The sequence below is a fragment of the Caballeronia sp. INML1 genome, from assembly GCF_023631085.1.
Taxonomy (GTDB): Bacteria; Pseudomonadota; Gammaproteobacteria; order Burkholderiales; family Burkholderiaceae; genus Caballeronia; species Caballeronia turbans.
The window spans coordinates 139,323-151,074 of the sequence record NZ_JALQDT010000010.1; the positions used below are offsets into that span (position 1 = coordinate 139,323).

Genomic DNA, 11,752 nt, shown 5'->3' on the forward strand with positions numbered 1-11,752 from the left:
CTATGCCGAATGTTTCTCGTCCATCACGTCCCGATCAGGCGGGCAAGTCTCAGTCCGCCGATAAATCCCTCGATACTCAGGAGCAGTTGCGACAACTGCGTGAAAATCTGCTGCGCGATGCGCGGGAGGGCGGGGGGGCGTCCGGCGATTCCGGCGAACCTGCGGGGCTGAGCAAGAAAGAGCTCGCTGCGCGACGCTTTGCGGCGGGCGCGCCGGCCGCGTCCGCGCCGTCGGGCAAGGCGGCGGTTGCGCCGCTTCAGAAGGGCGGCGAGGCCGGTAGTCCTGCTAGCAAGCAGGGCGCCGTGGCGGCGACGAAACGACCGCCTGCGCCCCAGAAGCCGCAAGCTGCGCCGCCTGCCCGCGATCGGGCGAAGCCGAATCCCGCGCTAGCGGGGAAAACGGACCGCGCTCCGGCGCGCGCGCCGCATTCCGGATCTCAACTGCCCGCGCCGGCGAAACGCGATGACGCGCGTGCGCCGCGCGAGCCGCGCTCTGAATCTCAGCAGCACGCACCAGCAAAGCGCGATGACGCCCGTCGCGCGCAACACGCGCGTGCGCCGCGCGAGGAACATCGAGCCGAACGGCGGGAGAGCGGCGCTCCGCCCAAAGCAGCCGATACACGCAGCAACGACCCCCAACGCGTCGAGCGTCGAAACGAGCATCTCGCGACCAGCGCGCGTCGCGAGCCCGTTGGCTCGGCGCCAGCGGCCGAACGCGCGCCGGCAGCGCGAGAACGCGAGGCTCGCGAGCCTCGTCCGCCGCGCCCGTCACGCATCGTCACACCGAATCCGATTCCGCCGATCACCTTCCCCGAAGCACTTCCGGTATCCGGCCGACGCGAGGAAATCGCACGCGCGATCGCGGCGAATCAGGTCGTGATCGTCAGCGGCGAAACCGGCTCGGGCAAGACCACGCAACTTCCGAAAATCTGCCTCGCCCTCGGGCGCGGCCTCGGCGCGGGCGGCAGCGGTCTCATCGGCCATACGCAGCCGCGCCGTATCGCCGCTTCGGCCACGGGAAGGCGCATCGCGGAAGAGCTCGGCACGCCGTTCGGCGAAGTCGTCGGCTACAAGGTGCGCTTCACGGACAATCTCGCGCCGGGCGCGTCCGTCAAGCTGATGACCGACGGCATCCTCCTTGCCGAAACGCAGACCGATCCGCTGCTCAACACGTACGACACGATCATCATCGACGAGGCGCACGAGCGCAGCCTCAATATCGACTTTCTGCTCGGCTATCTGAAGGAAATCCTGCCGAAGCGCCCCGATCTGAAGCTGATCGTCACGTCTGCGACTATCGACGCCGAGCGTTTCGCGCGCCATTTCGGCAGCGACGACAAGCCCGCGCCGGTAATCGAGGTGAGCGGGCGGCTGTATCCGGTGGACGTGCGTTATCGGCCGATTGAAGAGCAAAGCGAGGCGATCAAAAATGCGCAAGGCACGGCGCCCAGGCGCAACGACCGCAGAACCGACCGCGACCTGATGGAAGCCATCGTCGATGCCGTCGACGAACTGTGCCGCGTCGGCCCCGGCGACGTGCTCGTGTTCCTGCCCGGCGAGCGCGAAATCCGCGACGCCGCCGAGGCGCTTCGCAAGCATCATCCGCCGCACACGGAAATCCTGCCGCTCTTCGCGCGCCTTTCCGCGCAGGAGCAGGAGCGCGTGTTCAGGCCGTCGAACGCGCGGCGCATCGTGCTCGCGACCAACGTCGCGGAGACGTCGCTGACGGTGCCGGGCATTCGTTACGTCGTCGATACCGGCATGGCGCGCGTGAAGCGCTATTCGTATCGCAACAAGGTCGAGCAATTGCAGATCGAGCCGGTGTCGCAGGCGGCGGCGAATCAGCGCGCGGGCCGCTGCGGGCGCGTCGCGGACGGCGTATGTATCCGGCTCTACGACGAAGCGGATTTTCAGGCGCGGCCGCGCTTCACCGATCCGGAAATCCTGCGCTCGTCGCTGGCCGCCGTGATTCTGCGCATGAAGTCGCTGCATCTGACGGCGATCGAAACCTTTCCGTTCATCGAGCCGCCGCCGGGCCGCGCGATCGCGGACGGCTATCAACTGCTGAACGAACTCGGCGCCGTCGATGACGACAACGCGCTCACGCCGCTCGGCCGCGAGCTCGCGCGCCTGCCGCTCGATCCGCGCGTCGGCCGCATGATCCTTGCCGCGCGCGATCATCTGGCGCTGAAGGAAGTGCTCATCATCGCGTCGGCCTTGTCGGTGCAGGATCCGCGCGACCGGCCGATCGAGGCGCAGGAGCAGGCGGATCAGGCGCATCGCCAGTTCGTCGACGAGCGCTCCGAGTTTCTGCAATGGACGCGCATCTGGAAGTGGTTCGAGGACGCCGTCGCGCACAAGAAGTCGAACAAGCAGCTCGCCGATGCGTGCCGCGCGAACTTTCTGTCGCACCTGCGGTTGCGCGAATGGCGCGACGTGCATTCGCAATTGCTGACGGTCGTGCGCGAGCACGGCTGGCGCCTGAACGACTCGGATGCGACATTCGAGCAGGTGCATCTGTCGCTTTTGACCGGCCTGCTCGGCAACGTCGGATTGAAAGCCGACGACGAGCCGCATTATCTCGGCGCGCGCGGCATCAAATTCCATCTTTGGCCGGGCTCGGCGCTCCTGAAGAAAGCGGGGCGCTGGGTGATGGCGGGCGAGCTCATCGAAACGAGCCGGCTCTATGCGCGCACGATTGCGAAGATCGAGCCGGAATGGCTGGAAACTGTCGGCGCGCATCTGCTGAAGACGTCGATTTCAGATTCGCATTGGGAAAAGAAAGCCGCGCAGGTCGTCGCTTACGAGCGCGCGACGCTTTACGGGCTGACCGTCTACGCGCGCCGCCGCGTGAGCTTCGGCAAACAGGATCCGAAGCATGCGCGCGAGCTGTTCATCCGTGGCGCGCTCGTCGAAGGCGAGTTCGATACGCGCCTGCCGTTCTTCGCGCACAACCGCAAGCTCGTCGCCGACATCGAGCAGCTGGAACACAAGTCGCGTCGCCAGGACGTGCTCGTCGACGATGAACTCATCTACGGCTTCTACGATTCGCTGATTCCCCAAGGCATGTGGACGGGCGCGGCGTTCGAGCGCTGGTATCGCGACGAGCAGAAGAAAGAGGGCAACGAGAAGCTCCTTTTCCTCTCCCGCGACGACCTGATGCGCCACGAAGCCGCCGGCGTCACGACCGACCTCTTCCCGAAGCGCATGACGATGTCGGGCATCGAGATGTCGCTCACCTATCACTTCGAGCCGGGCTCGCCGCGCGACGGCGTCACGCTCGCGGTGCCGCTCTACGGGCTGAATCAGGTCGATGCTCGCCGCGCCGAATGGCTCGTTCCCGGCATGATCAAGGAAAAAGCGCAACTGCTGCTGAAGTCGCTGCCGCAGAAACTGCGCCGTCATGTCGTGCCACTGCCTGAATACGCGGCGGGTTTCGCAGAGCGTCATGCCGGGCCAAAATTCGGCGCGGGCGCGCTCGTCGATTCGCTCATCGCCGATATTCGCGGGCAGACGCAAATCGCCGTCAAGAGCGCGGATTTCAAGCTCGAAACGCTGCCGGCGCACCTCTTCATGAACTTCAAGGTGATCGACGAGCACGGCCGCCAGCTCGCGATGGGCCGCAATCTCGCGCAACTGCGCGCGGAGTTGGGCGGCCAGGCGCAACAGCAATTTCAGAAGCTGACGTCGGCCGCGGCGTTCGACGCGCTCTCGGGCGAGTCGGAATCGGCGCCGCAAACGCAACCGGCCACTGTCGGCACCGCGCTCTACGAAAACCTCACCACCTGGAACTTCGGCAAGCTGCCGGAATTGCTGGAAATCCGCCGTCGCGGGCAGACGCTTTTTGGCTATCCGGCGCTCGTGGATCGCGGCACGCATTGCGACGTCGAAGTGTTCGATTCACCCGAGGAAGCGGCGCGCATCCATCGTGCGGGATTGCGGCGGCTCTTCGCGCTGCAACTGCGCGAGCCGATTCGCTATCTGGAGAAGAATCTTCCGGGCTTGCGCGAAATGTCGATGCAGTACATGGCGCTCGGCACGGCGGACGAGTTGCGTGACCAGATCGTCGAGACGGCGCTCGATCGCGCGTGCCTGCAAGACCCGCTGCCCGACGACGACGGCAGTTTCCACACCCGCCGCGATGCCGCCAAAGGCCGCCTGACGCTGCTCGCGCAGGAGATCGCGCGGCTCGTCGGCGCGATTCTGGCCGAATACGCGGCGCTCGCGAAAAAGCTGGCGCAGGCGAAGACGTTCACATCGGCGTATGCGGACATGCAGGCGCAACTGAGCGCGCTCATTAGCAAGCGCTTCGTCATCGACACGCCGTATGCGCAGCTCGCGCACTTTCCGCGCTATCTGAAGGGGATCGGGCTGCGCATCGACAAGCTCAAGGCCGATCCGGCGCGTGATGCCCGTCTTTCCGCCGATTTGCAGCCGCTCGCGCAGCACTATCAGCGCGCTATTTCGCAGCGCGGCGGCGTCGCGGACGCGCGGCTTTCCGAGTACCGCTGGCTGCTGGAAGAACTGCGCGTGTCGCTGTTCGCGCAGGAATTGCGCACGCCAATGCCCGTTTCGGTGAAACGGCTCCACAAGGTCTGGGAGTCGATGCAGCGCTAGGCTGCGGCCAGCACGCGGCAAAATCTGCTATTTCTTGCGCCGCTTCAGCGTATTGCGCAAAAAGCCGCACCCGGTCAACGCGCCGCGCGAGGCAAACGTTCTACAATGACGCCTGCCTTCCGAAGCCTATTTTCCATGCGCAATATTTTCCATCCCGGCCGTGTCCGCACGGCCGCCGCACGCGCGGCGCTTGCCGTCGGCGCCGCTCTTGTCGCCACCGCGGCGTTCGCCAACAACGTGATCGTGCTCAACTCGGCGGAAGCCACGCTGAGCCTGATCGACGAAAACACGCGTCAGGTCATCGGCACCGTGCCGACCGGCAAGGAGCCGCACCACCTGATGCCGACGCCCGACGGCTCGTCGCTGATCGTCGCAAACTCGGTGTCGAACAACCTGATGTTCGTCGATCCGAAAACCGGCGCGTTCCAGCGCTGGGTGCAGGACATCGAGGATCCGTATCAGATCGGCTTTTCGCCGGACAAGAAATGGTTCGTGTCGACGGGCCTGCGCCTCGACCGCCTCGACATCTACCATTTCGACGGCAAGAACGTGAATCTCGCGAAGCGCCTGCCGCTCGCGACGATGCCGAGCCACATCGCGTTCACGAACGACAGTTCGACCGCGTTCATTTCGCTGCAGGTGTCCGGTGAAATCGCCGCGATCGATCTGGCGACCCAGACGGTGAAATGGAAGATGAAGGTCGGCAAGGTGCCCGCCGGCGTCTGGCTCACGCCCGGCGACAAATTCCTGCTCGTCGGCATGACGGGCGCGGACTACGTGGCCGTGGTCGACTGGCGCAACCAGAAGGTCGTCAAGACCATCACGACGGGCAAGGGCGCGCACAACTTCCGCTCGATGGTCGACGGCAAGCACGTGCTGGTGTCGAATCGCGTCGCGAACACGATCAGCATCATCGACGAGGACACGCTCACGAACGTCGGCGATATCACCGGTCTTCTGCCGGGCCCGGACGACATGGAACTTTCCGCCGACAAGAAGTATCTGTGGGTTACGTTCCGCTTCGCCAAGCACGTCGGCGTGATCGATCTGGCGAACCGTAAGCTGATCGAAACCATCAAGGTCGGCCGCTCGCCGCACGGCATCTACTTCTACAATCGCGCACCGGTGACGGCGCCCAACGGGGCATGAGCGGAGCAGAGGGCGCTTTACGCGCCCTATACTACGATTGAGGAAAGGCCGGCGCACCGGACGGCCCAAGCACCACGGAGCACCATGTTTCATTCCATTCTTTCGTCGCTGGACGGTCTCGTTTCCTGGCTGCAGACGCTTCTCTATGTCGATGTCGTGCAGCCGGCGCTGTTCAAGATCGGCATGATGGACTACGACGAGGACACCTACGACGCGCTCTACTGGGTGATTGTCGGGGTCCTCGAAGTGCTCGCGATGTACGCGATCCTGCGCCCGCTCGAAGCGTTCCGCCCCGCCGAGGAATGGAAAGACCGAAAGGGCGTGCGTGTGGACGTGCTCTATACGTGGATCGTCAAGCTCGGCATTCTCAATCTGTTTTTCTTTTTCACGTTCCAGCCGCTCTTCGATTCGATGCAGAGCTGGCTGCGCATCCATGACGTGCCGAACCTCGAGATCGACAACCTGTGGCCCGGCGTCACGACGCAGCCGCTCGTCACGTTTTTCATCTATCTGCTGATCCTCGATTTCGCCGGCTACTGGTATCACCGCCTGGAGCATCGCTTCGGCATCTGGTGGGAACTGCATGCGGTGCATCACAGCCAGCAGAAGATGTCGCTCTGGACGGACGATCGCAACCATCTGCTCGACGATGTTTTGCAGGCGAGCTTCTTCGCCTGTGTCGCGCTCGTGATCGGCGTGGAGCCGTCGCAGTTCGTTGTGCTCGTCGCCATTACGAATTTCATGCAGAGCGTGCAGCACGCGAACATCCGGCTGCACTTCGGGTGGCTCTTCGACCGCATCGTCGTGAGTCCGGCGTTCCATCGCCGCCATCACGCAATCGGCTTCGGTCACGAAGGGACGACCTACGGCTGCAACTTCGGCGTGCTGTTCTCGTTCTGGGACATCCTGTTCCGCTCGGCATCGTTCAACCGCACCGTCGAGCCGACCGGCATACGCGACCAGCTCGGCGCCCCGGGCGTGAAGCCCGTGCACTACGGCGACGGTTTCATCGAACAGCACTGGCTCGCGTTCAAACGCATCGCCGCGCGCCTTTCGGCGCGGCGCGCGGGCGCGTCCGCGTCCGACAACTCGGCGGCGGTCTGAACTTTCCGTCGAGACCAGCGCCCGCGTGCGGCGCTGGTTTATCCTGTCGGTTCCTCTTTTTCCTTCTTCGAATCACGCATGAGTGACCTGCTGCGTTCGTTCGTGCGCGCGCTTGCGAACGTCTTTCATCCGCGCATGCTCTGGCTGACGCTGATGCCTTTCGGCGTTGCCACCGTGGTGTGGGGCGCGCTCCTCTGGTTTTTCTGGCAGACGCTCACCGGCGCCGCGAACAGCTGGCTCGACGGCTGGGCGCTCACGTCCGCGATGTACCGCCTCTTCGATACCGTCGGCTTCTCGTCGCTGCACGCGGTGATCGCGCCATTCCTCGTGGTCATCATGACGGTGCCGCTCATCGTCGTCACGGTGCTGCTGCTGATCGCGACGCTGTCGATGCCCGGCGTCGTCAAGCTGCTCACGCGACGGCCGAAAGGGCATTATTCGTCGCTCGAAGAACGGCGCGGCGGCACGTGGTACGGCAGTCTCGGCCACTCGGTGCTGACGACGCTCGTGTGTCTCGTGTTGCTGGTCGTCACGCTGCCCTTGTGGCTGATTCCGCCGTTCTTCGCGTTGATTCCGCCGCTTATGTGGGGCTGGCTGACCTATCGCGTGATGACTTACGACGCGCTCGCGCTGCATGCCAGCGCGGAAGAGCGCCGCGCGATCGTGCGCGATGCGCGGTGGCCCCTGCTCGCCATCGGCATCGTGAGCGGCCTTCTGAGTTCCGTACCGACGATGCTCTGGGCGTGGTCCGTGTGGCTCTTGCCGCTCTTTCCGGTCGTCGCCGCCGTGACGATCTGGGCGTATGCCTTCATCCTCGTGTTTTCCGCGCTGTGGTTCGCGCATTACTGTCTGCACGCGCTCGAGCGCCTGCGCGCGAACGAGCCGGGTTATCCGGCGATCACGGTCGAATCCCGCGACGTTTCACTGTAAGAACAAAGGGGCACACATGGGCATTGGCGTCATCATCATCGGCGACGAGATTTTGTCCGGCCGCCGCACCGACAAGCATCTGCCGAAAATCATCGAATTGCTGAGTGCGCGCGGCCTGTCGCTCGACTGGGCCGAATACGTCGGCGACGATCCCGCGCGCATCACCGCGACGCTCGCGCGGACCTTCGCGTCCGGCGATATCGTTTTTTCGACGGGCGGCATCGGCGCGACACCGGACGATCACACGCGCCAGTGCGCCGCGAAAGCGCTGGGCGTGCCGCTCGCCTTGCATCCGGAAGCGGCGGAGCTGATCCGCGCGCGCATTCGGGAAACGGCAGCGCAGGCGGCGCAGGCGGGTGACAAGCCGGTCGATCTGCAGTCGCCGGAGAACCTGCATCGGCTGAACATGGGGACGTTTCCGCAGGGCGCGGAGATCATTCCGAACAGCTACAACAAGATTCCCGGCTTCTCAGTCGGCGATCATCACTTCGTGCCGGGCTTTCCGGTGATGGCCTGGCCGATGATCGAATGGGTGCTCGACACGAAGTACGCGCATCTGCATCACGCGACGCCGCATGTCGAGCGCTCGCTGCTCGTCTTCGGCCTGCCGGAATCGCGCATCACGCCGCTGATGGTCACGATCGAGCGCGATTTCGACGGCGTGCGCGCATTCAGCCTGCCGAGCGTCGGCGATGCGGCGCGCGGCGCTCTTTACGCGCGCTCGCATATCGACCTGGGCGTCAAGGGCGACCCCGAGCAGGCGAACGCGGCGTTCGAGGTGCTGCGTGAAGGCGTGATCGCGCTGGGCGGCGAGGTCGTGGAAGTGCCGCCGGAGGAAGCGAAGTGACGTTGCTTGAAGTCATCGCGACCACGGTCGCCGATGCGCGCGCGGCGGAACGCGGCGGCGCGAACCGGCTGGAGCTTGTCACCGCGATGGGCGAGGGCGGATTGACGCCGAGCATCGGGCTGATCGAAGCGGTGATCGACGCGGTCGGCATTCCGGTGAATGTAATCGTGCGGCCGCATAGTCGCTCGTTCGTCTACGACGCCGACGACTACGCGGTCATCATCCGCGACGTGCGTGCAGTGGCGAAGACGCGGGCGAATGCGATCGTCGTGGGCATGCTGAACGCGAATGGCGATGTCGATAACGACGGCCTCGCGCGCGTGATCGAAGCGGCGGATGGCTTACAGCTCACTTTTCACCGCGCGTTCGACGAAGCTCGCGATCTCTTCGCCGCGTTCGATACGCTGCTGACATTCGATGCCGTGACGAACGTGTTGACGTCGGGCGGCAAGCCGTCGGTGCTGGACGCGCAGACGGTGATCGCGAAGCTCGTCGAAAGGGCGGCGGGAGAGCGCTGCACGGTGCTCGCGGGCGCCGGACTGACCGTCGATGCGGCTGCGCCTTTCGTCGCATCGACGGGCGTGCGCGCGGTGCACTTCGGCTCGGGTGTGCGTGTCGATGGAAAGGGGCTCGCGCCTGTGGATGAAGCGAGCGTCAGGCGCGTGCGGACACTGCTCGACGCGCGGGACTGAGCAAGCCGCTCAAGCCCCGATCCACGGCAGCTTGCGGAAACACCATCCCGACACCGTTTTCCGATGCCCTTGCCCATCCTTGTCGCCTTCGAATCCTTCGAGCAGGTCATACGCTTGCGCATATCCCGCTTTCTGCGCCGCGACTGCCGCCAGCTTCGAACGCGCGGCGCTGCGGCACAAAAACACGACAGGCGTATCCGGGGTGGCGACTTGTCTCAATTGTTCGATAAACTCGGCGTTCGGCACCGAGCCGGGGTAACGAATCCACTCGATGTGCGCGTACTGCGCGCCATCGATGGCCGGGCGGCCGACCCAATCCAGTTCGGCACGCGTGCGCACGTCGACGAGGCGCGCGCGTGGGTCGAGTTGCAGCAGTTCGAAAGCTTCGACGGGCGAGAAGGCGCCTGCGTAGGTCAGGTTGTTCTCGGCGGCGCGTTTTCCGGCCTGGCTATAGAGTTGTTCGAGTGTGCTCATGGCGCATCAGTCTCCGTTAAGCGCAAAGAATTATTCTAGCGCGGCACGCGGGGACCACCGAGCGCGGGCAAAGCCTTAGTGCCTGATGTGCGAAAGTGGTGCACGTCAGGCGCGACGCACCCAAAAGGTGCTCCGATAATACTGAGCAAACTCGGACGCACCGAAAAGGTGCAGACGGCTTGACAGCGCATTAATGGCCGTCGCAGGAAATGAAGTCGTTTCACACAAAACGCACGCTGCTTCAAGCGCTTAGCGCAGAGATGGTGCGCTTGGCACGGAAGCTGCTTTTCCAACCTCGATTGAATTGATGTACAGGATTGGTCGGGGCGGCGAAGCGATTCGCCGACTTTTGTTAATCAGGAGATAGGTAATGAGTAAATCCGTGGCCGACGTCATGCAACTCGTCAAGGACGAGGACGTCAAGTTCGTCGACTTCCGCTTCACCGACACGCGCGGCAAAGAACAACACGTTTCCGTGCCGGTCTCGGCATTCGACGAAGACAAATTTGAAAGCGGCCACGCTTTCGACGGTTCGTCCATCGCCGGCTGGAAGGGTATCGAAGCGTCGGACATGCTGCTCGTGCCGGATGCGGACACCGCGTTCATCGACCCGTTCTATGAAGAGTCCACGCTGGTCCTGACCTGCGACGTGGTCGAGCCCGCCGACGGCAAGGGCTACGAGCGCGACCCGCGTTCGCTCGCACGACGCGCGGAAGCCTATCTCAAGAGCTCGGGCCTGGGCGACACCGCCTTCTTCGGTCCGGAGCCGGAGTTCTTCATTTTCGACTCGGTGCAGTGGAACACTGACCAGTCGGGCACGTTCGTGAAGATCGGCTCGGAAGAAGCGCCGTGGTCGTCGGCGAAGGAATTCGAAGGCGGCAACACCGGCCACCGTCCGGGCACGAAGGGCGGCTACTTCCCGGTCGCACCGGTCGACACGTTCCAGGACATCCGCTCGGAAATGTGTCTGCTGCTCGAGCAGATCGGCATTCCGGTCGAAGTGCATCACCACGAAGTGGCGGGCCAGGGCCAGAACGAAATCGGCACCAAGTTCTCGACGCTGGTTCAGCGCGCGGACTGGCTGCAGCAGATGAAGTACATCATCCATAACGTGGCGCACACGTACGGCAAGACGGCGACTTTCATGCCGAAGCCGATCGTCGGCGACAACGGTTCGGGCATGCACGTTCACCAGTCGATCTGGAAGGACGGCCAGAACCTGTTCGCGGGCAACGGCTACGCAGGCCTGTCGGAATTCGCGCTGTTCTACATCGGCGGCATCATCAAGCATGCGCGCGCGCTGAACGCGATCACGAACCCGGGTACGAACTCGTACAAGCGTCTCGTGCCGCACTTCGAAGCGCCCGTGAAGCTGGCTTACTCGGCTCGCAACCGTTCGGCATCGATCCGTATTCCGCACGTGAGCAACCCGAAGGGCCGCCGCATCGAAACGCGCTTCCCGGATCCGCTGGCGAACCCGTACCTGTGCTTCTCCGCGCTGATGATGGCGGGTCTCGACGGCGTGCAGAACAAGATTCATCCGGGCGAAGCCGCGGACAAGAATCTGTACGACCTGCCGCCGGAAGAAGACAAGAAGATCCCGACCGTGTGCGCGGGCCTCGATCAGGCACTCGACGCGCTCGACGCGGACCGCGAGTTCCTGACGCGCGGCGGCGTGTTCACGGATTCGATGCTCGACGCATACATCGAACTGAAGACGAACGAGCTGCAGCGTTATCGTCAGGCGGTGCATCCGATCGAGTTCGAGATGTACTACTCGCTGTAAGCGGCATGGCCCGAGCGCGCTTCGAAGCGAGCAGTCCGGCGAAGCGCGCGACGCATGCGATGCAGTGAAAAAAAGGGACGGCGCGCCGTCCCTTTTTTAATCGCCGCAATGTCATAGATCGAGAAGAAGATCGGTGTCACGAACGACCTCAACC

Annotated in this window: 9 protein-coding genes; 7 read left to right on the forward strand and 2 right to left on the reverse strand. The window is 64.0% G+C overall.

Going from position 1 to position 11,752, the window contains the following annotated elements; translation table 11 throughout:
- The first annotated feature begins 2 nt into the window (after positions 1–2).
- From hrpA to NCR38_RS04695, 6 genes are all read left to right on the forward strand, one after another.
- Positions 3–4,616 (forward strand): ATP-dependent RNA helicase HrpA, encoded by a 4,614-nt coding sequence (gene hrpA / locus NCR38_RS04670; protein WP_250476508.1) that lies wholly within the window; start codon positions 3–5, stop codon positions 4,614–4,616.
- Between the two features lie 135 nt (positions 4,617–4,751).
- The gene (locus NCR38_RS04675; protein WP_061119880.1) at positions 4,752–5,765 is read left to right on the forward strand and encodes a beta-propeller fold lactonase family protein; all 1,014 of its coding nucleotides are present in this window, start codon (positions 4,752–4,754) and stop codon (positions 5,763–5,765) included.
- An 84-nt stretch (positions 5,766–5,849) separates the two neighbouring features.
- Positions 5,850–6,869, forward strand: coding sequence for a sterol desaturase family protein (locus NCR38_RS04680; RefSeq protein WP_061119879.1), 1,020 nt, complete (start codon positions 5,850–5,852; stop codon positions 6,867–6,869).
- A gap of 78 nt (positions 6,870–6,947) precedes the next feature.
- On the forward strand, positions 6,948–7,799 hold the full coding sequence (locus NCR38_RS04685; RefSeq protein ID WP_061119878.1) for an EI24 domain-containing protein: 852 nt from the start codon (positions 6,948–6,950) through the stop codon (positions 7,797–7,799).
- A 16-nt stretch (positions 7,800–7,815) separates the two neighbouring features.
- Entirely contained in the window at positions 7,816–8,646 is an 831-nt protein-coding gene (locus tag NCR38_RS04690; protein WP_061119877.1) for a molybdopterin-binding protein, read from the forward strand.
- Positions 8,643–9,338 (forward strand): copper homeostasis protein CutC, encoded by a 696-nt coding sequence (locus tag NCR38_RS04695; protein WP_061119876.1) that lies wholly within the window; start codon positions 8,643–8,645, stop codon positions 9,336–9,338. Before NCR38_RS04690 ends, NCR38_RS04695 begins: the two co-directional genes overlap by 4 nt.
- 9 nt (positions 9,339–9,347) lie before the next feature.
- On the opposite strand, the gene NCR38_RS04700 is transcribed toward NCR38_RS04695, so the two are convergent.
- Positions 9,348–9,812, reverse strand: coding sequence for a rhodanese-like domain-containing protein (locus tag NCR38_RS04700; protein WP_250476509.1), 465 nt, complete (start codon positions 9,810–9,812; stop codon positions 9,348–9,350).
- Between the two features lie 370 nt (positions 9,813–10,182).
- On the opposite strand from NCR38_RS04700, the gene glnA reads away from it, so the two are divergent.
- Positions 10,183–11,598, forward strand: a complete 1,416-nt coding sequence (gene glnA / locus NCR38_RS04705) for a type I glutamate--ammonia ligase (protein ID WP_061119874.1) — start codon at positions 10,183–10,185, stop codon at positions 11,596–11,598.
- Here the strand turns inward: glnA and NCR38_RS04710 are convergent.
- Positions 11,586–11,738, reverse strand: a complete 153-nt coding sequence (locus NCR38_RS04710) for a hypothetical protein (RefSeq protein WP_250476510.1) — start codon at positions 11,736–11,738, stop codon at positions 11,586–11,588. The genes glnA and NCR38_RS04710 overlap by 13 nt on opposite strands.
- Positions 11,739–11,752 lie beyond the last annotated feature (14 nt).